This is a genomic window from Neptuniibacter sp. QD34_54 (genome assembly GCF_047778055.1).
Taxonomy (GTDB): Bacteria; Pseudomonadota; Gammaproteobacteria; order Pseudomonadales; family Balneatricaceae; genus Neptuniibacter.
Genome location: NZ_CP180546.1, coordinates 194232 through 216839, shown reverse-complemented (window position 1 = coordinate 216839; position 22608 = coordinate 194232). Strand labels below are relative to the sequence as shown.

The 22608-nt window shown below is 46.5% G+C and carries 21 protein-coding genes; 7 read left to right on the top strand and 14 right to left on the bottom strand.

From position 1 onward, the window contains the following. Window positions 1–3: 3 nt before the first annotated feature. Window positions 4–1368 (bottom strand): sensor histidine kinase, encoded by a 1365-nt coding sequence (locus tag ACMXYP_RS00915; RefSeq protein ID WP_415883135.1) that lies wholly within the window; start codon window positions 1366–1368, stop codon window positions 4–6. Continuing rightward, window positions 1365–2075: a response regulator gene (locus tag ACMXYP_RS00910; RefSeq protein WP_415883134.1), complete on the bottom strand. Its 711-nt coding sequence runs from the start codon at window positions 2073–2075 to the stop codon at window positions 1365–1367. Before ACMXYP_RS00910 ends, ACMXYP_RS00915 begins: the two co-directional genes overlap by 4 nt. A 188-nt stretch (window positions 2076–2263) precedes the next feature. Between ACMXYP_RS00910 and ACMXYP_RS00905 the strand changes: the two genes are divergently transcribed. Then, window positions 2264–2731, top strand: a complete 468-nt coding sequence (locus ACMXYP_RS00905) for a Spy/CpxP family protein refolding chaperone (protein WP_415883133.1) — start codon at window positions 2264–2266, stop codon at window positions 2729–2731. Between the two features lie 56 nt (window positions 2732–2787). Here the strand turns inward: ACMXYP_RS00905 and ACMXYP_RS00900 are convergent, their stop codons facing one another. After that, entirely contained in the window at window positions 2788–3249 is a 462-nt protein-coding gene (locus tag ACMXYP_RS00900; RefSeq protein ID WP_415883132.1) for an Lrp/AsnC family transcriptional regulator, read from the bottom strand. 383 nt (window positions 3250–3632) lie between these two features. On the opposite strand from ACMXYP_RS00900, the gene putP reads away from it, so the two are divergent. Continuing rightward, window positions 3633–5099, top strand: coding sequence for a sodium/proline symporter PutP (putP, locus tag ACMXYP_RS00895; protein WP_415883131.1), 1467 nt, complete (start codon window positions 3633–3635; stop codon window positions 5097–5099). A gap of 225 nt (window positions 5100–5324) precedes the next feature. After that, complete coding sequence (gene putA, locus ACMXYP_RS00890) at window positions 5325–8945, top strand: bifunctional proline dehydrogenase/L-glutamate gamma-semialdehyde dehydrogenase PutA (RefSeq protein ID WP_415883130.1); 3621 nt, start codon at window positions 5325–5327, stop codon at window positions 8943–8945. Between the two features lie 125 nt (window positions 8946–9070). On the opposite strand, the gene ACMXYP_RS00885 is transcribed toward putA, so the two are convergent. The 10 genes from ACMXYP_RS00885 to ACMXYP_RS00840 form a co-directional block, all read right to left on the bottom strand. Then, window positions 9071–11569 (bottom strand): EAL domain-containing protein, encoded by a 2499-nt coding sequence (locus ACMXYP_RS00885; protein WP_415883129.1) that lies wholly within the window; start codon window positions 11567–11569, stop codon window positions 9071–9073. 250 nt (window positions 11570–11819) lie between these two features. Then, on the bottom strand, window positions 11820–12551 hold the full coding sequence (gene trmB / locus ACMXYP_RS00880; protein ID WP_415883128.1) for a tRNA (guanosine(46)-N7)-methyltransferase TrmB: 732 nt from the start codon (window positions 12549–12551) through the stop codon (window positions 11820–11822). Window positions 12552–12644: 93 nt separating this feature from the next. Next, entirely contained in the window at window positions 12645–13439 is a 795-nt protein-coding gene (locus tag ACMXYP_RS00875) for a thiazole synthase (protein ID WP_415883127.1), read from the bottom strand. 59 nt (window positions 13440–13498) lie between these two features. Beyond that, window positions 13499–13699: a sulfur carrier protein ThiS gene (gene thiS, locus ACMXYP_RS00870; protein WP_415883126.1), complete on the bottom strand. Its 201-nt coding sequence runs from the start codon at window positions 13697–13699 to the stop codon at window positions 13499–13501. A gap of 4 nt (window positions 13700–13703) precedes the next feature. Then, the gene (locus ACMXYP_RS00865; protein WP_415883125.1) at window positions 13704–14084 is read right to left on the bottom strand and encodes a DUF423 domain-containing protein; all 381 of its coding nucleotides are present in this window, start codon (window positions 14082–14084) and stop codon (window positions 13704–13706) included. Between the two features lie 112 nt (window positions 14085–14196). Beyond that, the gene (gene rpoH, locus ACMXYP_RS00860) at window positions 14197–15051 is read right to left on the bottom strand and encodes an RNA polymerase sigma factor RpoH (protein WP_415883124.1); all 855 of its coding nucleotides are present in this window, start codon (window positions 15049–15051) and stop codon (window positions 14197–14199) included. Between the two features lie 150 nt (window positions 15052–15201). Next, window positions 15202–16233 carry a permease-like cell division protein FtsX gene (gene ftsX / locus ACMXYP_RS00855; protein WP_415883123.1) on the bottom strand — a complete coding sequence of 344 codons (1032 nt, stop codon included), beginning with the start codon at window positions 16231–16233 and terminating at the stop codon, window positions 15202–15204. Further along, window positions 16226–16885, bottom strand: coding sequence for a cell division ATP-binding protein FtsE (ftsE, locus tag ACMXYP_RS00850; RefSeq protein WP_415883122.1), 660 nt, complete (start codon window positions 16883–16885; stop codon window positions 16226–16228). Before ftsE ends, ftsX begins: the two co-directional genes overlap by 8 nt. Before the next feature lie 19 nt (window positions 16886–16904). Further along, window positions 16905–18248, bottom strand: coding sequence for a signal recognition particle-docking protein FtsY (gene ftsY, locus ACMXYP_RS00845; RefSeq protein WP_415883121.1), 1344 nt, complete (start codon window positions 18246–18248; stop codon window positions 16905–16907). 62 nt (window positions 18249–18310) lie between these two features. Then, the gene (locus ACMXYP_RS00840; protein ID WP_415883120.1) at window positions 18311–18445 is read right to left on the bottom strand and encodes a hypothetical protein; all 135 of its coding nucleotides are present in this window, start codon (window positions 18443–18445) and stop codon (window positions 18311–18313) included. Between the two features lie 114 nt (window positions 18446–18559). On the opposite strand from ACMXYP_RS00840, the gene ACMXYP_RS00835 reads away from it, so the two are divergent. Together ACMXYP_RS00835 and rsmD are read left to right on the top strand one after the other, a co-directional pair. Then, on the top strand, window positions 18560–19753 hold the full coding sequence (locus tag ACMXYP_RS00835; RefSeq protein WP_415883119.1) for a hypothetical protein: 1194 nt from the start codon (window positions 18560–18562) through the stop codon (window positions 19751–19753). Between the two features lie 10 nt (window positions 19754–19763). Then, window positions 19764–20378, top strand: a complete 615-nt coding sequence (gene rsmD, locus ACMXYP_RS00830; protein WP_415883118.1) for a 16S rRNA (guanine(966)-N(2))-methyltransferase RsmD — start codon at window positions 19764–19766, stop codon at window positions 20376–20378. An 8-nt stretch (window positions 20379–20386) separates the two neighbouring features. Here the strand turns inward: rsmD and ACMXYP_RS00825 are convergent, their stop codons facing one another. Next, on the bottom strand, window positions 20387–21640 hold the full coding sequence (locus tag ACMXYP_RS00825; RefSeq protein WP_415883117.1) for a M48 family metallopeptidase: 1254 nt from the start codon (window positions 21638–21640) through the stop codon (window positions 20387–20389). 199 nt (window positions 21641–21839) lie between these two features. Here ACMXYP_RS00825 and coaD point away from each other — a divergent pair, with 199 nt between their 5' ends. Both coaD and ACMXYP_RS00815 read left to right on the top strand, forming a co-directional pair. Further along, the gene (gene coaD, locus ACMXYP_RS00820; RefSeq protein WP_415883116.1) at window positions 21840–22319 is read left to right on the top strand and encodes a pantetheine-phosphate adenylyltransferase; all 480 of its coding nucleotides are present in this window, start codon (window positions 21840–21842) and stop codon (window positions 22317–22319) included. Window positions 22320–22349: 30 nt separating this feature from the next. Beyond that, the gene (locus ACMXYP_RS00815; RefSeq protein WP_415883115.1) at window positions 22350–22598 is read left to right on the top strand and encodes a YfhL family 4Fe-4S dicluster ferredoxin; all 249 of its coding nucleotides are present in this window, start codon (window positions 22350–22352) and stop codon (window positions 22596–22598) included. Window positions 22599–22608 lie beyond the last annotated feature (10 nt).

Here is a 22608-nt window from a genome sequence, read left to right as displayed (position 1 = left end):
ATTTTAGGCGCAAGGCAACAGAATGCGCGCTTCCAATCCGCCCTCTGGATGGTTTGATAGACTCAGTTCACCACCTAAACGTTGTACAGCCCGTTGCGCGATACTTAACCCTAAACCATAGCCTTCGGATTTACTGTTACCCCGGAAGAACGGTTCGCAGAGTTTTTCTAACTGCTCTGCTGGCACACCTTCACCATGATCGCGAATACGAATCTCACAGTGTTCACATTTATGCACACTCAACTCAATTGGCGTCGATTGCGGTGTATGTTTGCAGGCATTTCCCAAGATATTATTCAGCGCTCGAAGTAACAAAGGCGCATTCAATTCCACTTCACAGTCAGATTCCATACAGAGTTCAAACTCACGTGCTTGCTGGCTGAAACGGGCATCATCAAGCAACTCTTGCAGGACATCACTAAGCTTAGTTTTCTCGCCTTTAACCTCCATCTGTTCCAAGCGAGATAAGGATAAGATTTCGCCGATCAATTGATCTAAGCGCTGACACTCATGAATGATCCGTTGCACTGTTTTATCCCCTTCACCCAAGCGTTGCTCTGCAATCCCTGCTGCGGCCTGTAATCGGGCTAGCGGCGCTCTTAACTCATGGGAAACATCACACATCAGATGCTGGTGCGAGGTCAGAGTTTGTTGGACATAATCTGCCATGCGGTCAAAATCTCGGGCTAACTCACCCAATTCATCACCACGCGCCCTTAATTTTTCATCCGTACGAGTGTCCAACTCTCCACGATAGATCGCCTGAGTGTGCTCGCGTAACAAGATTAATGGCCGCGCGATAATTGCAGATACGATCAACGCACCTAAAGAAGACACTAATAAAATCAGTACCATTTGCACCGATAGGATGCGGTTCACTAAATCGGCATAAGGAGAACGCTCCCAGCTGAGATCGACTAAAACTTCATACTGACGACCCTGCTCTGACTCTAGATTAAAGCGGTAACTATCTTCAGGATTTTTTTCAAAACGGGGAAGATCAACAACCTGCCTCTGTGCAGTCAGATCGGTAATATGGACACGCTTAGTTACACTTCGCCAGATAAAACGTTTCCAATGTGGTGTGCGTTCTTTGTGATGGTCTGGCGCTGGTAAGCCAATCTCTTTATCCCTATGCGAGCGCTTGAAATGTTTCAGTCGTAATGGTGGGATTGTGGCATGACCCATGCGTTCATAACGTTCAATCATCAGCTCTGCATAGCCTTCCGCCTTTGCTGTGATTACTTCCTTGAAGCGATCCTCTTCTGTAATGGTGCTAACCACACAGATAGTCGCTAACAGTACTGAGAAACTCACGCACCAGATTGCGGCAAAAACCTTCCAAAACAGTCGTTTATACCACTTCATACCAGATCCTTAATAAACTGATAGCCAACACCACGGACAGTTTTGATCAGTTCTTTATCTGGTAGCGCTTTCGCTAATTTCTGCCGTACACGGCTAACATGAACATCAATCGCTCGGTCAAATGCAGCTAGCTTTCGATGCAAAACCAGCTCAGTTAATTGCTCTTTATCCAATACATTTCCAGCATTCGCGATCAGATAAGCAAGCACGTTAAACTCTGTCCCCGTAAGCTCCAATAAATCGCCCTTGATCCTAACCTCACGCAAACCAGGATCAAGCTGGACGCCACCCATCTCAACATTAGTATCGGGGAAAAGGGTTGTTTTTGTTTTCGGTTCAGAACGACGTAGGACCGCACGAATTCGTGCAAGCAATTCACGTGGATTACAGGGTTTGCTTAGGTAGTCATCCGCTCCCATCTCTAACCCCAGAATGCGATCGATCTCTTCGCCTCGCCCCGTCAACATAATCACGGGTAAGGTCACTACAGGTCGAATTTGTTGTAGCAGCTCTAAGCCAGATTTACCCGGCATCATGATATCTAACACCATCAAGGCGTAACGATCCGAACGTTTTAATTGCGCGCAGGCTTCATCTGCATTGTGAGCAAACTCAACCTCAAAGCCTTCGTGCTCGAGATAATCGGATAACAACTCGCATAGTTCCACATCGTCATCAACCAGTAATAATCGCTGTTTATCTCTCATACTTTATCCCGCACTCGGCCTTGACCGCCTATTTTCGCTACTTATCTACTAAAAATAATAATCCTTTTAGCGCCAAAATAGATCGCCCTATTGTTAGATTTACCCAACTTTACACTGCCGAAACCCATCTTTGCGCTTACAAAAGCCAAACTTTATTCCATCAACTAAACAGCCTAGGAGCAAAGAACATGAACCGTAAAATCATGACTGGAATCGCAGCTGCTGTGTTAACTGTTTCTAGTTTAGGCGTTGCACATGCTTACACTAAAGATGACGGCGCTAAGATGGAGAAGCGCCTGCAGTATCTTTCTGAAGAGCTGGGATTAACCACCAGCCAACAGGCGGCACTGAAAGAAAATATGCAGCAGAAAAAAGCAGGCATGAAGGATCAACACCAAGCAAAACGAGATCTTCGCCAACAACTGATGCAACTAGACCCAGCATCAAAAGACTATCAGTTACAGCTCAACAGCTTAGTGTTAAAAGCGCAGGAGCAAACTAAAGCGATGATTATGGCCAAAGCAAAACATCAGGAAGAACTGTATGAGATTCTGACTCCAGAACAGGAAGCCAAATTCGCACAGTTAAAAAGTGAAGCACCACAAAAATGGATGAAACATAAAGGGGAGCACAGAAAAGGGAAGCAATGTCATTAACATTTTATTCCATAGAGTTACGTATCCTATATTCGCGTAACTCTATGGGTATAGCGTTAAATTAGCTTGGAAGCCACATCCTTCACATCTTCCATTACAACAAAGGTACTGGTTTGCTTCACAAATGGCAGGTTAGAAATTTTCTCACCGAGTACTTCCCTATAACTTTCGATATCGGACGTACGCACTTTTAACAAATAATCGAAATTCGCTGCAATCATATGGCACTGTTCGATTTCAGGGATGGCGCGCACGGCTTCATTAAAGGCCTGCAGCGCTTTGGTTTTAGTATCTAACATCGTCACTTGCACAAAAGCGATATGCTTAGAACCCAGCTTCTTCTGATCGATCAGGGTGGTATAACCCATGATATAACCCAGCTCTTCCAAGCGCTTCATTCGCACTTGGCAAGGTGTCTTCGAAAGGCCAACACGTGAAGCTAATTCCGTAACCGTAATACGCGCATTCTTTTGCAGTTCGCGCAAAATCGCCATATCGAGTTTATCTAAATTTTCCATGACGGCGCTCCAGAAGCTTAAAGTCAAAACGTCCAAAATTGTGGCGAAAATATAGTGAATTCGACTCCTCATAACAAGTTGACTACTCTTTCTTATAGATGAAAAAGAGCTATGCAGCGCGTTTATCTAGGCAAAAAACCATCAAATTAGAACAATCATCCGAATAAACGAACAAATAAAGACCAATTGCCTAGAAAACAGCCAAGTTTGGAGCATTTAACCAATGAAATACCGGTAAGCTTTCCGGTCGTTATACCCAAGCTTAACTACTGTCTTTTTCGCAACCAATGAAGGTAGAAAAGTCTGCAGCATAGCTAGCGCAGGAAGGTGTAACAGAGGATGGAACGATAATAAGCATAAACTATGACAAAGAGGTTTCTTAGATGGTAACCCTGACATTTATCCTATATCTGATGCTGATGCTGGCAATTGGTATTGTTGCCTATCGTCGCACTCAGGATCTGTCTGATTACGTTCTTGGTGGACGCAACCTAGGGCCGATCCCAAGTGCGTTGAGTGCAGGCGCATCAGATATGAGTGGCTGGCTGTTGATGGGCCTTCCTGGTTACGCAATGGCGGCCGGTTATGGCTCTTTCTGGTTGGCAGGCGGTCTACTAGTGGGCACTTGGCTAAACTGGCTGTTAGTAGCTCAGCGCCTACGTGTTTACTCACAACGTGCTGATGATGCACTAACACTACCTGCGTTTTTCGAAAAACGTTTTGAAGATCACAGCCACAGCCTACGTGTGATTTCTGCCGTATTTGTATTGGTTTTCTTCCTGTTCTACACCAGTTCTGGCTTAGTAGCGGGTGGTAAACTATTTGAAACTGTATTCGGTTTTGATTACACCGTCGCAGTTCTTGTCGGTGCTGCAGCCGTTATCTCTTACACCCTATTTGGTGGTTTCCTAGCGGTATCTTGGACAGACGTAGTTCAGGGCCTACTGATGGTTGGCGCTTTGATCTTAGTGCCATTGATCGCGATGGGCGAAATCGGTGGTTTGAGCGGCACGCTGGCAGCAGTCGAAGCGAAAAATCCTGAGCTCTTGAATATGTTTACCGATGCGGATGGTAAGAGCATCACGCTAATCGGTACGCTATCTCTATTGGGCTGGGGTCTTGGTTACTTCGGTCAGCCGCATATACTTGCGCGTTTCAAAGGTATCAAATCTAAAGACGCGGTTCCTGCTGCACGTCGTATCGCAGTGATCTGGAGTGCTATCTCTATGGCGGGTGCCTGCCTAATTGGTTTAGCCGCTATCGGCTATCTACCAGACGGTTTGGGCGATAATGAAACTGTATTTATGGTGATGGTAGATGCACTATTCCACCCTGTAATTGCAGGTATTCTACTGGCTGCCATCCTTGCCGCTGTAATGAGTACAGCCGATTCTCAGCTACTCGTGTCTTCTTCTGCTCTGGCTGAAGATTTCTACAAAGCACTGTTTAACAAAGATGCAACCCAAGAACAGTTGGTTCGTGTCGGCCGTATCGCTGTAGTGGTTATCGCTCTGGTTGCTACCTTCCTCGCAATGGATAAAGACTCTAAGGTTCTAGAGCTTGTATCTTACGCGTGGGCAGGTTTCGGTGCAGCATTTGGCCCAGCGCTAATTATGTCCCTGTACTGGAAGCAGATGACCAAAGGCGGTGCGCTTGCAGGTATCATCACTGGTGGTGTAACTGTGGTTGTGTGGAAGCAGTTATCTGGCGGCTGGTTCGATTTATACGAGATCATCCCAGGTATTATCTTTGCCTTCATCGCAATTATCGCGGTATCCAAAGTGACACCAGCGCCATCAAAAGCTATTCAGCAACGCTTTGACGATGTGGAAGCTGAAATCAAAAGCTAACGAATAGAAAACAGATTTTTAAAAGCCCTAACTGCTTTGCAGTTGGGGCTTTTTTATACCCATCATAAAAAAAGAACAAAAGCTCACAAAACAAACAAAAACACACCAAATTATCCACAAATAGAACTAAATAAAGAGAAATAAACCTCCATAACTACTTTTATAGATAAATCGACTATTTGAGCGCTTGTAAAATAGCCCGATAGATTTAAGAGGTGGAAGATTATGAGCATCACAATCGAACAATGCCGTACAGCTATTCGTAATAACTATCTGGCAGACGAAGCAGCCGTTATCAACGGTTTGATTAATAACTCAGGTTTAAGCGAAACAGAGCGCAGCGCTATTTCAGCCAATGCTGCAGATCTGGTACGCAAAGTTCGATCTGAAAGCTCCCCTTCCATGATGGAAAAATTCCTTGCCGAATACGGCCTGACCACCAAAGAGGGTGTTGCGCTGATGTGTTTGGCAGAAGCACTACTTCGTGTGCCAGACAGCCTGACTATCGATGCTTTAATTGAAGACAAAGTGGTATCCGGTAACTGGAAAGGCCACTTAGGCCAATCGGCATCTTCATTAGTAAACAGCTCAACTTGGGCGCTACTCATCACGGGTAAGCTACTTAAAGAAGATGAAAAGAAGAGCATCGGCTCCACAGTCAAAGGCATGATTAAACGCCTTGGTGAACCGGTTGTACGTACCGCCGTTGCCCAAGCGATGAAAGAGCTAGGCCGCCAGTTTGTACTTGGTCGCGACATCAACGAAGCAACTAAACGTGCAACAAAGCTTGAGAAACAAGGCTATAGCTACTCCTACGATATGCTTGGCGAAGCAGCCCGAACCGATGCCGATGCAATCCGTTACCACCAAGCTTACTCGCAAGCGATCAGTGAACTGACATCTGCTTGCGAAAGCAAAGATATCCGTCTAAACCCAGGCATATCTGTAAAACTATCTGCTCTGCATGCCCGCTATGAAGTTGGCCAAAAAGCCCGTGTTATGCAGGAATTAGTAGAGCGTACACTGACACTAGCTCTGCAGGCGAAAGATGCCAATATGGGCTTCAATATTGATGCCGAAGAAGCCGATCGTCTCGACCTTTCACTTGATGTGATCGAAGCGGTTCTGGCAGATGAGCGCCTAGCAGACTGGGATGGCTTCGGTATTGTGGTACAAGCTTTTGGTCCACGTGCCGCGCATGTTCTGGACTGGCTGTATGCAACCGCTGAACGTCTAGATCGCCGTATCATGGTGCGCTTAGTAAAAGGCGCTTACTGGGATGCGGAGATCAAAAGAGCACAAGTGCTAGGCCTTGATGGCTTCCCAGTCTTTACCCGTAAAGTAAATTCCGACCTGTCTTACATGTGTTGTGCAGAAAAGTTGATGCAGATGACAGATCGCATCTATCCACAGTTCGCTACGCATAACGCCCATTCAGCGGCTGCGATTCTGTTCATGGCGAAAAAACACGATGTGGATAACTTTGAGTTTCAGCGTCTACACGGCATGGGTGAATCACTGCACGATACAGTGTTGAAATCGAACAATACTCGCTGCCGTATCTATGCGCCTGTAGGTGCACACCGCGATCTGCTGGCTTACCTTGTTCGTCGTTTGCTAGAGAACGGCGCAAACAGTTCCTTTGTAAACCAGATTGTCGATAAGCGCATTACACCTGAAGAGATCGCGACCGATCCATTTACCCAAGTGCTGGAAAGCCATAACGCAATCAGCAACAACATGATTGCCAAACCTGCCATGATTTTTGGTGAAAAGCGTCTAAATGCCAAAGGCTGGGATATCACTGACCATGTGACCTTAGAGCAGCTAGAACCGGCTCGTGAGGCCTTCCAGAACACGCAATGGCACGCAAAGCCGATGATTGCAGGCGATGCGAGCAGCTCTGAAACGGCTGAAATTCGTAACCCTGCCAACCCAGAAGATCTTGTAGGCCTGGTAACTGAAGCTAATGCTGAAGATATTGAAAGTGCGATTGCCTCTGCCGAGCTGGGTTTCCAGCGTTGGTCAAAAACTGACGCTAGCGAACGCGCCGCTTGCCTTCGCCGTGTCGCTGATCTATTAGAAGCCAATGCGCCTGAGCTGTTTGCGCTGGCGAGCCGTGAAGCAGGTAAAACACTTCTTGATGCTGTAGGCGAGATTCGTGAAGCGGTCGACTTTGCCCGTTACTATGCAAATGAAGCCGAGAAACACGCGAGCAGTGAAGCACGTGGTGTGATCACCTGTATATCCCCGTGGAACTTCCCTTTAGCTATTTTTGCTGGTCAGGTTTTAGCAGGCATCGCATCAGGTAATAGCGTCATCGCTAAGCCTGCTGACCAAACACCATTAATGGCTGCCCGCGCTGTTGCCCTGATGCATGAAGCCGGTATTCCAGAAGATGTTATCCAACTATTACCGGGCTCAGGTACCAATGTCGGCGCGCCACTGACCTCTGATCCACGCATCGCTGCAGTGTGCTTTACAGGCTCAACATTAACTGCACAGCGCATCAATAAGGTGATGGCGAAAAACATGGCTCCGGAGGCTCCTCTAGTAGCTGAAACCGGTGGTATGAACGCAATGATCGTTGATTCTACAGCCCTGCCAGAACAGGTGGTACGCGATGTTCTGATGTCATCGTTCCAGAGTGCAGGTCAGCGCTGCTCTGCTCTACGGGTACTTTATGTACAAGAAGATATTGCTGATAACCTACTAGAGATGTTGTTTGGCGCTATGGATGAACTACGCCTTGGTAACCCTTGGCTTCTAAGCACCGATGTTGGCCCGGTTATCGATAGTAACGCTAAAGCTAAGATTGATGAACACTGTGCAAAATTTGCCGCAAAAGGCCAGATACTTAAGAAACTCCCTGCTCCAACAGACGGTACTTTTGTCGCGCCAGCAGTACTGAAAGTGAACGGTATTGAGGAGATTGATGAAGAGATCTTTGGTCCTGTTCTACATGTCGCAACGTTTGCAGCAAAAGATCTAGATCAGGTAGTCGAATCGATTAACAGTAAAGGCTACGGTCTAACCTTTGGCCTACACACCCGCGTGGATAACCGTGTTGAGCGCATTATCAACAAAGTTAAGGTAGGCAACATCTACGTGAACCGTAACCAGATTGGTGCGATTGTCGGCTCACAACCATTCGGCGGTGAAGGCCTATCCGGTACTGGCCCTAAGGCAGGTGGTCCACACTACGTTAAACGTTTCACTCGCTCAAATATTAGCAATAGCACAGAAGCGCCAGCAGGCCAGACTATTAACTCTGAAACGCTGAACAAGATGATCCAACAACTGGATCAAACAGCTTCTACTGAAGCTAAGGTTTCCGAGGAACAACTTGCTAACGTCTTTGCTGAACAGGCATTTAAACTGCAAGGCCATAGCGCTGAAACTACAGAGATGCCAGGACCAACAGGCGAGTTAAACCTTCTATCCGAAACTGGGCGCGGTATTGTGCTTTGCCTAGGTCCCGATGCAGAAAGCGCTAAGAACCAGGCAGCAACGGCACTCATGCAAGGCAATGCGGTAGTCATTATTGCTCAAGGCATCGCTGATCTACTGAAACAGTGTGCTGAAGCTGAACTGCCAGTAGAAGGCATAGTGGGTCAATTGTCCGCTGAAGCCATCACCGAAACTGATGGATTCGCTGCGATCTGCTGCAATGCCAGCACTGAAGTCCTAAAAGAGATTCGTCTGGCACTCGCCGCTCGCGAAGGCGCGTTGCTGCCAATGATTACAGAACTGGATCAACCAGAACGTTTCGTCATGGAACGCCATCTGTGCATCGATACTACAGCCGCTGGCGGTAATGCCAGCCTAATCGCTACGGCCGGCTAAGACCGGCTTTAGCAAGTACCTTTCCACTTACTTCGTTTTTTGATTCATGGGCAAAATTCGAAGACCTTTACCCCGGGGCTACCGCCATTCAGCCCCGGGGGCTTTTCATTCTAAAAAATGAATTATTAAGCTTGGCTTCGATACCAATCGACAAATGTATCAGCGGGCATCGGCCTTGAGATTAAGTAACCCTGAATCTGGTCACAATTGAGCTCTCGCAATAGACCAAACTGGGTCTCCGTTTCTATCCCTTCGGCAACCACTTCAAGCCCTATGGCCTGGCTCATATCGATAATAGATGCCACTATGCTTAAATCGACTTCTGAGTCCTCAATATTAACCAAGAAACTACGGTCTATTTTCAGCACATCCAAAGACATATTACGGATATAGCTAAGACTGGAATAACCGGTACCAAAGTCATCAATGGCAATACGGACGCCTGCTGTTCTCAATATATTGATTGCTACGCGAGTCTCTTCTAGGCAATGCAAGAAACTGGTTTCCGTAAGCTCTACCGACAACAATCTAGATGGCAACTGGAACTCTTCCAGAACCTCTAAAATTTCTTCTGCTATATCTCGGCGCTGCATCTGCTTAGCAGACACATTGATTGCGACAGGAACTTCATACCCCAGCTTCCACCAGCTAGAACACTGACGAACCGCCTCTCTCAAAACGAAATAGCCGATTTGATCGATAACGCCTAAATCCTCAGCAAGTGGAATAAATTCATCAGGGGGAATAAAGCCTTGTTCAGGGTGATTCCAGCGAATTAATGCTTCGACGCCAACGAGTTGGCGATCTGATGCTGTTACCTTGGGCTGGTAATACAGTTCAAACTGTTCTGCTTCGATAGCTCGGTGCAGATCATTTGCCATGCGATAACGTGATTTCACCAACTGGTGCTGTTCAGAGGAGAAGAATCGATAGCTATTGCGACCAAAATCTTTCGCCTGTTTAACGGCAACTTCGGCACACTGAAACAGATCTTCAGGCTTTGTTGCATCTGTAGGGAAGAAACTCACCCCGACGCTGACAGTCAGATTGATCTCCGTACCAGACACTAATATGGGTTGATTGATCGTAGATAGAAGACGATTTAAAAACTCGCTGACCGCTGTATTATCATCAACATCAGTGAGGATCATATTAAAAGAATCACCCCCAAAGCGGGCAACCGTATCGCCCTCCTCTAAAATAGACTCGATTCTACGGCCGACTTCACGCAATACCTGATCACCCGCTTCAAGACCAAAGCGATCATTTACCCTCTGAAAGAAGTCTAAATCAACGAAAGCTAAAGCAACTTGATGGTTGTGCTCCTGTGCATATCCAAGAGATAAGTTAAGCCTGTCATTAAACATCTTTCGGTTTGGAAGACGAGTTAATTCATCAAAATAAGCTAAACGCTTAATTCGAGCTTCCGATCTCTTAATTTCTGTTAGATCAGAGAAAATGGAAGCATACTGACAAATTTCTCCTGCATCATTTTCCACAGCCGTAATGGTCAGCCATTCGGGATAAACAGTACCATTTTTACGTTTATTCCAGATCTCTCCCTGCCATTGCCCTTTGCTCTGTAACGAAGCCCACATATCCTGATAGAACTTCTTATCATGGCGACCAGAACTTAAAATATTGGTATTTTTTCCCAACACTTCCCAGTCTTCATATCCTGTAATATCAGTAAAGGCAGGGTTTACCCTTTGGATTTTAGCTTCCAGGTCAGTCACTACAATTGCTTCCATGGAAGCATTCATAACTTTATCGGCCAACTTAAGATTATGTTGGGATAACGCTAATGCCTGGTCACGCTCATTCAATAACTCTTTTAAGCGATAGACATAATCCATCTCAACATTGCGCAGAATATCGCTATAGGAGATCAAACCAATAATCTCACCATCATGGCGCTTAACACCGAGGTGATGAAAACTGTGCTGGCGAAATACTTTGCGGGCATTGTAGAGACTGAGGTCAGCTTCAACTGATACCAAATTGGCGGAAACAAAATCTTTCAGTGGGAGGTCCAAGTCACCATCAGCCATACTCACCATCAGATCGTTTTCAGTCAGGATGCCAACTATATCCTGACCATTGCAGATCAATGCAGCACTATGCCCTGTGGTTTCCAAACGTTCGACGGCTAAACGAACTGTTTCATGTTCAGGGATGATCAACGCATCTTTACTGATAATCTCAGAAACTGAGCGTAGAAACAGATCATGTTCCACACCCTGACTGTTAACCACATCCGTCTCGGAAAGGATTCCGAAAAGCTGATTGCTTTCATCGACAACAACTAAATGACGGAAGCCTTCTGCAATAAAACGCAAACCCGCTTCATCAATAGTTGTGGTCGTTACAACCGTGCTGACAGGTGAAGACATGCAGGTAGACACATCGTTCTGCTCCAAGTCCTTCCCTGACACCGTGATCCGCATAATATCTCTGCGGGTGATAATGCCAACCGGCCGGTTTCCTTCGCAAACAATAACACAGCCTATACCATGTTTAGCCATTAACCCCACGGCCGTGGAGACCTTGGTATCTTCAGAACACACGACTAACTGTTGCTGCGCGACTTGACGCACCAAAAGGTGTTTCTGGGGGTATGGCATACTGGTCATTACGAACTTACTAACTCTGCTTTATGTCAGAAGAGCAATATTACTGAATAAAATTCGAACAATAAAACCACACGAATAATAAGGTTCTGTGAAATTGACCCGAGTCAAATAAACAGAAAAAACTCGCAGCAGAACCTAAGGTTGGCCCCGGTAAAGATCGGCTTTTAAGACAGATAAAATAGAGAGGATAAAACAGGGAGGAAAGAACATCCTCCCCGGGAAGCTAACAAATTCAGTCTAATCAGCTAAGCTTTTCAAACATAAGATCCCAAACACCATGACCTAAACGTTCGCCACGCTTTTGAAACTTAGTGACTGGTCGCCACTTCGGCTGCGGCGAATATTCACCTGCACCGGCAACGTTCTGATAGCCCTCTGCAGCGCTCATAACTTCCATCATGTGCTCAGCATAGTTTTCCCAGTCGGTCGCCATATGGAATACACCACCGACTTTCAATTTCTTACGTAACGTCTGAGCAAATTCCGGCTGTACAATACGGCGCTTATGATGACGCTTTTTGTGCCATGGATCAGGGAAGAACAACTGGATGCAATCAAGACTGCCATCAGGAATACACTGCGCCAATACTTCGATTGCATCATCACAGAATACGCGAATATTGCTTAAGCCTTCACGCTCTGCATTGCTTAAGATACGGCCTACACCTGGGCGATGTACTTCGATACCAATGTAGTTTTTCTCTGGCTGATCTTTTGCCATCTCAACCAGTGAGTCGCCCATACCAAAGCCGATCTCAAGTACAACCGGGGCATCGCGATTAAATACCTCAGCTAGATCTAACATCCCCTGTTTCAGCTCCAGCCCCATTTGCGGCCATACATCTTCCATCGCTTTCTGCTGACCTTCGGTCATACGCCCAGCACGTAAGACAAAGCTTTTTACAGTACGCATGTGCCTCTCTTCAGAAGCCTGCTCAGGGTTTTGCTGCTCGATGTTATTTTCTTCTGTCATCATCTGACCTAACTAAGTAAAACAAAACAGCCTGACATTGGGACGTCAGGCTGTATCGGAAAGTGTAGCCAAACCACCGTTAATTAGCGGCGATTATTTACCAACAATGGTTCCTTCCATTGGCGAAGAAGCACTTGCGTATTTCTTACGTGGCATACGGCCCGCCAAGAATGCTTCACGTCCAGCTTCAACCGCTTTACGCATAGCTGAAGCCATTAAAATAGGGTTTTGAGCACCGGCAATAGCCGAGTTCATCAATACCGCTTCACAACCCATTTCCATCGCTACCGCGGCTTCTGACGCAGTACCTACACCGGCATCAACCAATACAGGTACTTTGCAATCTTCCATAATAACATTGATGTTATGTGGGTTAAGAATGCCCAAACCAGAACCGATCATAGAACCTAGTGGCATGATAGATACACAGCCTAGATCTTCTAGCTCTTTCGCTACGATTGGGTCATCACTGGTGTAAACCATTACTTTGAAACCATCACGTACCAACACATCTGCGGCTTTGATTGTTTCAACAACATTTGGATATAGAGTTTTCTGGTCGCCCAATACTTCTAGCTTAACCAGATCATGACCATCCATCAGCTCACGCGCCAACTTACAAGTACGGATCGCATCATCAGCGTTAAAGCAGCCCGCCGTGTTCGGAAGGATTGTGTATTTCTCTGGAGAGATCACATCCAACAGATTTGGCTCATCTGGATTCTGACCAATATTAGTACGACGTACAGCCACGGTAACGATTTCAGCACCACTTGCTTCAATCGCCAAACGGGTCTCTTCCAGATCTTTATATTTACCTGTTCCGATTAACAGACGAGAGTTAAAAGATTGGCCTGCGATTACTAGCGGATCATTTTCTAGGGACATGGTGTAATTCCAAATGCTCGTTATTATTTACTCTGGCTGTACTGCATCAAATGCTAAAATTAACCGCCACCAATGGCATGAACAATTTCAACACGGTCTGATTCTTTTAAAACCGTCTCAGCATGCTGGCTGCGCGGAATAATTTCAAGATTAAGCTCAATCGCGATTCGCTTTTCGCCTAACTCTAACTGCTCAACCAAACTTGTCAGGGTGATACCATCCTGCAACTGCAGCATCTCACCATTTACCTGAACCTGCATTGATCTATCTCCTACCTGAAGTCAGCGCTGCATACCCCAGCAACGCCCACCCGCAAAGGAACGCAACTCCACCTAGCGGTGTAACCATACCTAATGACCGCATCCCAGTTAACGCCATTAGGTACAAGCTGCCTGAAAACAACAAAATTCCAATCACAAATCCAACCGCCGCGCGCTTAATCACTTTCAGGTCTAAACGTTCTGGCGCGAATGCCAAAACCAGCAACGCCAGCGCGTGATAAAGGTGATATTCCACACCGGTCTGATACACAACATAAAGGGAAGGCTCGATCGAACCTTTAACTGCATGTGCACCAAATGCGCCGATAGCCACAGCTAAAAAGCCGAAAATGGACGCAATAAAAAGCAGTGGATATGTATTCATGATGAACTCTGTTAAAACGAGTTCGGATTATACCGAATTTGCTACGGCCTTGCCGAATACTGCTGGCATAAAAAAACCGCTTAAAAGCGGCTTTTTTACTCCAGAAAACGAATTACGCTTCCATGGAGACTCGAATCTTCTTCATCGCATTCTTTTCTAACTGACGAATACGCTCAGCGGATACTTCGTACTCTGCTGCTAGCTCGTGCAAAGTAGCTTTATCATCGGTTAACCAACGACGCGCCAAGATATCTTTACTACGCTCGTCCAACTCAGACATAGCCGACATTAAACGACGCTGTGCATCCTGTTCCCAGTTAGCATCTTCCACCTGTAGCGATGGATCTGCGCTTTTATCTTCTAGGTAGTGAGCAGGTGCCCAAGCAGCTTGCTCGTCATCTGCACCTTCCGGCGCATCAAATGCAGTATCAACAGAGGCCATACGACCTTCCATCTGACGTACTGTCTTAGCTTCTACGCCTAGATCTTCTGCGATTAGATCAACCTCATCGTTGGTCATCCAACCAAGGCCTTTCTTTTTCGAACGCAGATTGAAGAACAACTTGCGCTGCGCTTTAGTCGTTGCAACTTTCACAATACGCCAGTTACGCAGAATAAATTCATGCATCTCAGCTTTTACCCAGTGCACGGCGAAAGAAACCAGACGTACACCCATCGTTGGGTCAAAGCGTTTAACAGCCTTCATCAGGCCAACGTTACCTTCCTGAATTAGATCGCCTAGAGGCAGACCGTAACCAGAATACGTTTTAGCAACATGTACAACAAAACGAAGGTGAGACATAACCATCTGACGTGCAGCTTCTACGTCACCATCAAAGTGTAGGCGCTCAGCCAGAGAACGTTCCTCTTCAACGCTCAGCACAGGAATCGCCGTAACAGTCTGTACGTACGCATCCAGGTTCTGACCAGGAGAAAGGTTTTCAACAACTTGTAAGCTTGTGCCCATTAATGACCTCGTATCATTCTGCTTTAAACACCGCAGATATGACTTGTTTATAGTACAAAAGTTCCAACAAAATCCCGCTTCCTAAAAAGCGGGACCGAAAAATATAACGAGGAATAAGATAAAACGCAAATATGACGTTTAAATGACAGGTTATTGCGGCTCAATGTCGCGAAGGTGACGACTTACCGCGAGTTTTGCACCAACTAAACCAAGCAAGATTCCAGACAACAACAGAATAAGGCTATCTGAAAAACCTAAGCCCTGAAGCTCAAAATCGCTTTGATATAGTGCCGCTAGCTGCCCAACAGGCTCATTCAGAAGTAGTAGGCTGATCATCACAAACAACCAAGCCAAGGCAGCGCCTAAAAGACCAAACCAGAAACCGGTATAGATAAAGGGGCGCTTCACCCAAGAATCGGTCGCACCGACTAATTTTGCGACCTGAATCTCATCTTTGCGGTTTTCTATCGACAGACGGATCGTGTTACCCACCACCAGCAAGACAGACAACGCCAACAGCGCACCTAGAACCAGGACAACACGGTTAGCGAGTTCAACAAACGAGGCTAAACGCTCAACCCAAATCATATCCAACACTACATCATCGACTTCAGGCATTTCCGATAAAGTCTGTTGCAGCTTTATTAACGCTTGTTTCTGATTGTCTATGGGCTGAACCACAACAACCGCAGGCAGTGGATTGCTATCAAGAAAGCTTAAGATTTCAGCAAACTCCGACATCCGCTGAAACTCCAGTAAGCCCTGCTCTTTAGTCACCAATTCGACAGCGGCTAGATCTGATCGCAGCAGCATGTTTTGACTAAAGCGTTCGGCAGCTTCATCAGCAACCGAAGTTTTCAGATAGATAGAGATGCGCGGGTCACCCTGCCACTGGCCGCTCAGATGATTGATATTCTTCAAACCAACGAACATGACACCCGGCAACGCTAAGGCAATCGCCAATACCGCTAACGTCATTAAGCTCGGTAAAGGCGTCGCTTTTAAGCGCTTCAGTGAATCTTGCGCCGTCTTTTTATTGTGACGTAACCAGCTTTTTGCCTGAGCAACAAAGTCGATCTTATGACGAGCAGCACCTTTGGATTGAGCAGGTGCCGGAGCTGCAGTTTCTAAGGGTCGTTCTTGTCGAACGGCACCGCGTCTTTTCGGTTCTCGATTAGCCATCGCGTAGCAACCTCCCCTGATCCAAAATCAAGGTACGATGGCCCATACGTGAGATCAAAGACAAATCGTGACTGGCGATCAAAACGGTCGTGCCATGGCGGTTAAACTCCATAAACAGACTCATGATCTCAGCAGATAGCGTCGGGTCTAGGTTACCGGTCGGCTCATCGGCCAGCAGCAATTGCGGTTTGTGTACGATCGCACGGGCAATACCAATACGCTGCTGCTCACCGGTAGACAAAGCAATCGGATTAAACTTCTCTTTATGCAGCAAGCCAACCTTATCCAAGGCAGCTCTTACACGTCGCCCTGTATCTTCCTCATCGTAACCGGAGATATGTAACGGCAACGCGACATTTTCAAATACAGTGCGATCAAAGAGAAGCTGATGATTCTGGAATACTACACCGATACGACGGCGGTGGTAGGGAATATCTTCGCGACTAAACTGCGCTAAATCCTGTTGTGCTATGGAAACGCAACCTCGAGTAGGGCGCTCCATCAACATGATCAGTTTGAGTAACGTACTTTTACCTGCGCCCGAATGACCGGTTAGAAACGCCATCTCACCACGTTGTAGCGTGAAGTTTACGTCTCTAAGCGCATCGTGCCCTTCAGGGTAACGTTTGCTGACATTCTCAAACTGAATCATGCGGAATTCCTTTCACGACTTAATCAAATAGCGCGTCTACAAATTCCTGAGATTTGAATGGACGAAGATCATCAATCTGCTCGCCAACACCAATAAAGCGGATCGGCAGATCCATCTGTTTAGCGATAGCGAAGATCACGCCGCCTTTGGCAGTGCCATCCAGCTTAGTTAGGGAGATGCCTGTCACGCCAACACTGTCTTTAAAGATCTTTGCTTGGCTCAATGCATTCTGACCCGTACCGGCATCAAGGACCAACATCACTTCATGCGGCGCTTCTGGTGATAACTTCTGCGTTACACGGACAACTTTTTCCAGCTCTTGCATTAAGTTGTCTTTATTCTGCAGACGACCAGCAGTATCGGCGATCAATACATCAACGCCTTTAGCCTGAGCAGATTGCACCGCATCGTAAATAACAGATGCAGAGTCGGCACCGGTGTGCTGTGCCACAACAGGAACATCGTTGCGCTCACCCCATACTTGCAATTGCTCAACAGCCGCCGCACGGAACGTATCACCTGCAGCTAGCATCACTGACTTACCTTCGCTCTGGAAACGTTTCGCCAACTTACCAATCGTAGTTGTTTTACCGACGCCGTTTACCCCTACCATCAGGATAACGTAAGGCTTGTTATTACATTCTACTTTTAGCGGCTCTTCAGAACGGTGTAGCAGGCTTGCAAGCTCCTCTTTAAGTGCCACTTGTAATGCTTGCGCATCGCCTAGCTGTTTACGTTCTACCTTATCGGTTAGACGCTGAATAATGTCAGATGTCGCTTCAACACCAACATCAGCCATCAATAGAAGGGTTTCGATCTCTTCTAACAGATCATCATCGATCTCTTTCGCACCAAGGAAAAGGTTACCCAACTGCTCCGTTAGGTTCGCCTTGGTCTTGCTCAAACCCGATTTAATACGTGAGAAGAAACCTTTTTTCTCTTGTTTCTCTTCAACAGGCTTTTCTACAGGCGCTGGAACTGGTGCTTCCACTTCTGGCTCTGCCTGAGGTTCTACAGCCACTTCAACTACGGGCTCAGCTGTTGGCGTTTCTGGCTCCGCTTCCACAACAGTTTGCGGCGTTTCTTCCACTGGTTGTAATTCTTGTGCAGGCTCAACAACTTCAGCAGTTTCAACGGCTGCTTCTGCAAGAGGCTGCTCAACCGGAGCCTCTTCCTGAACTTCTTCTTTAACAGTTACAGGCTCTGATTCTTGAGGGGCCACGGCAGGTTCAGCAGCAACAGGCTGTTCAGGCGCAGGCACTGCGGCCTCGACTTCAACCTTCTCAACATCCTGTTCCTGAGTCTGCAGATTTTCTTCTTCTGCAGGCTTACCACCGAACATGGATTTTAATTTCTTAAACATTTAACTTCCTCATACAGCCGCCACATGATTCGGCCACTGGTTGATATAATTCTGCACTTAATTTATTCAGCTGAGTCGTCGCTACTCAAATAGCGATAGATTCCCGCAAGCACTAATGCGGTGATCACAACACCTGCGTAAGCTATGTAATCAGTATTCCAGCCTTCGGTAACAAACCATTTTTGTAAACTCAGCATGATTTTCCGTTCTCATACGGCATATTATTTGGGTGATAATGGCCAATAAAATCCAGCAGTCCACCCACAAAGTCTGGTATCTTATCACAGTGATTTGGTACAGAGACTACCCTTATGACAAATGAATACCGTCCCTTGTTTAATCGTAAATATTTGATCGGCCTCGTATGGTTCAGTTTGATCGCCATTATGATCCTTTCATCTATGGGACCAGGGGCAGTCAAATACCATGAGATCGAGTCAAATGAGGCACGAACTCTCAGCTGGATGGAGTTAGATGACCAGCCTATTACGCTGGTTTTACTGCTACCTACGCGCCCAGCTTTTAACTCGACTCAACGCCAATTACAGCAGCTTCAAAGTCAGATTTTACAACAGCGCTTAAATGCACTGGCGAACCCGACTTATAGCTATCATGTGTTACCTCGACAAGACCGCATCGAAGTTACGCTTCGCTGGTCATCAACGCAAGAATTACCTAACCTGAAATCGATCTGGACTGCGCTAAGTCAACCGGTCGAAAGCGCCCGCTGGCAGGATCAACTTAAAACCATTCAGGCGCGCCAATATCTAGATGGTCAAAACAGCGAACAGCAGATCATTAATCACTTTTATGAGCGCTTGCAGCCAAGCAATAGAATGACTGTTTTGGGCAACCTCAGTCGCAGCTTTAACATCATGTTCCAAAACCCACGCTTTGCATTGAGTGGTGAAGGGGCTGAAGATCTCGTTTCAGCAATTGAAGAGAGCCTGCCTCAACAGCAAAGTGATCAAAACTCAGCGCTGATTACAGCCAGCCCTCAGTTTATCCAGCAAGGCGAAAGTACAGATCAACGCTTCCGCTTACTGGTTGGCACGCTCATTCCCGCTCGCGACTCGAAAGATTTCGTCCAAGAAAGGTTAAGCGCACAAGTACTTCAAGACCTGCTCAGCCAACAACAAACACAGTACAATCTTAATTTCCGAATGCTTTGGGCCGCTTTGAGTGATACCGGTTACCGTGCGCTGATTATTGATGGTGTACAAAACCCAGGTCCAGTATTACCCCAGTTAAGCCAGATGATTACCGAAGATCTAGTAGGAAAAAGCCAGCAGAACCTAGCTTCTCAATGGCATGACAATATGCGCGATATCGCTAACCAAGTGCAGGCGCTCAATCTGATTGCGTTCTACCGTTTGCCGGAAGACACATTAGAGACCTATGCGGAGCAGGTTTTAGATCAAGATACTGATCAAGTGATCGAACTCGCTCGTAAAGCCTTACAGGCAGATAAACAAATCAGTATCCTTCAATCCCCCTCGCTTTAAAGGAAAGACCATGGGCCGTCGCAACCCTCCTCGCAAACAGGCGAATAAGACAGATATCCCCCGTTCGCAGCTACGTATTATCGGTGGCGAATGGCGTGGCCGAAAGATAGAGTTTTTTGCCGTCGATGGTTTACGCCCTACACCGGACAGAGTGAGAGAAACCTTATTTAATTGGATTCAATCCTCAGTGCCGGGCGCGCAATGCTTAGACCTATTTAGTGGTAGTGGCGCCCTTGGGCTGGAAGCCCTATCTCGCGGTGCCGCGAGTATGACGTTTATCGATCTGAACCCAACCACATCTAGAAAGCTGAAAGACAATATCCAGTTTTTAAAGTGTCAGAATGCCGAAGTCGTTCAAGCCAATGTGCTTGAGTGGCTACAAAGCCGAAAAACTGATTGCGAGCAGCGCTACGACCTTGTGTTCCTAGATCCGCCTTTCCGCCAGGATCTTATCGCGCCGTGCTGCGAATTACTGGAAGCGCACAACCTATTATCAGAAAACGCTCTTATTTACGTTGAAAGCGAGTCAGAACTACATAACCCACAGGTACCTAGCCACTGGCATGAGCATAGACAAAAAACGGCAGGCCAAGTGACCTACCGTTTGTATATGCGTAATAGCTAGCCAGTGAGTTAATAAGCTGGCTGGACGTCGTCTAGATAGAAGCTCGCTTCATATTCTTTCAGATCATTCACATGTAGATCTTTCGGGAATTCAAAGCGGGCAGCAAATACCTGTCCCGGTTTGATATAACCTTTAACGTGATCAACATAACGCTCGATCTTGCCATTCCGTTTTAGGTACATTCCCATCACCATATCTTTTAGAACCGGCCCTTTCACTGCATAACGCCAGCGAGTTTCTAGGACATGATTACCAGCTTTACGGGATGACTCTAGCTTTAAACCGTTCTGTACCGCTTTTACAAAACGCGCTTGATCCTGCTGACGACGCTCCTCTACTTTCGCTTCCTGATGCTGCACATAAGCCCCTAACGCCGTAGATAAAAGCGCAGCGACACCACCACCGTCACCTGCAGCTACCTCATTGCTATTTTTGCGCCACAGCACATTATTATCCAACAACTGAGCTGAGCGAGGGTTAATCTGGCCTTTGCGGTAATAAGGCATTACAGCCTTACCGACTTTATAAGCCTCTTTATAGCGTTCGGCGTTTACAGGGTGATCATGATGGAACAGGGATCGAGCATTACCCTCCGCAGCATATTTTCTCTGCCAAATACGGCTAGCGGCGAGGGGATCATACCCGGCTAATGCGGTGTACAAGATGCCGATACGATCAGCCTCACGCTCACTTTCATGGGTAAAAGCAGCTTTGTAACCACTACGACGCGCGGAATTCGAACCCGCTAATGCACTGATCTGAGCATGTGTCTGGCGCTCATACACGTGGTTCGCCACAGTATGTGCGATCTCATGGGCAACAACCGCAGCCAGTTCAGCATCGTCTTTAAGATCTGTCATCAACTTAGAGTGCACAACTATGTAAGTACCCCCTGTCGTAAACGCATTAAAAGAGTCGCGTTTGATCAGAATTGGTTCCCAACGCTCATTTTTCAGATGAGAGATCTGATGAATACGGTCAAAAATACGAACTAAGCGCAAGTACTGACTACGGCTTACTGCCGCATTTACGGGTCTTTTGTGCTTATTCTCATTCGCAATAATTTTCTCAACATAGGCGTTACCCTGCTGAATCTGAGCCGAGCGATTGGCCATACTTAAGCTGCGCTGCCCTGTAACCCTATCTTTTTCACTAACAGATTCAGCGACTTGATAAAGCCCCCGATCCACCTTTTGTAAGGTCTGACAACCCGCTAGTCCAAGAACAAACGCGAATACAGCAAAAATACGCAACCAAGACATCTTCGTAATACCCTTAAAACCCATATAGTTATTGGTAATAAAAAACAAATTTCTTATAACCGATATAAATCAAACCATTCCATTATAGTATTTGTACCGCCCGTGCAATTCAGATAATATGCCGCACTTGCTAAACTGCTATTTTATTAGGCCTGCACAATATAGGCACTAATTAGACATCAACTGCTGTGAACCTGATATGAATACAGCCGTATACCCAGGAACATTCGATCCAATCACCAATGGTCATTCGGATCTAATTGAGCGTGCATCTAAACTTTTCGATAAAGTTGTTGTTGCTATCGCCGAAAGCCCTAAGAAGCGACCACTACTGGAATTAGAAACTCGAGTAGCTTTGGTAGCCGAGGTCACTGCGCACCTCGACAATGTTGAAATTGTCGGCTTTGATTGTCTACTAGCAGAGTTACTAGAGCAACAGAACGCAAATATTATTCTACGTGGATTGCGTGCAGTTTCGGATTTTGAGTACGAGTTTCAACTCGCAGCGATGAACCGACATCTAGCACCGAACGTAGAAAGTATATTTTTAACACCAGCGGAACATTTATCTTTCGTTTCCTCCACGCTGATCAGAGAGATCTCCAGCTTGGGCGGTGATGTCAGCAAATTTGTTCATCCGTCGGTGTCCAAGGCCCTGCTTGAGCACCAGCGCCTGTAAATTTACTTTTATGACAGTGAGGTAGTCATCATGGCATTGATCATTACTGACGAATGTATCAACTGTGACGTATGTGAGCCGGAATGTCCGAACGAGGCCATCACTCCGGGTGACGAAATTTATGAAATCGAACCATCCAAATGTACTGAGTGTGTAGGTCACTACGATACTCCTCAGTGTGTTGAAGTTTGCCCAGTTGACTGTATTCCGAAAGATCCAGATCACGAAGAAACTGAAGCGCAGCTAATGGAGAAATACCAGAAGCTAACGGGCTCATAAGCCCCAGTTT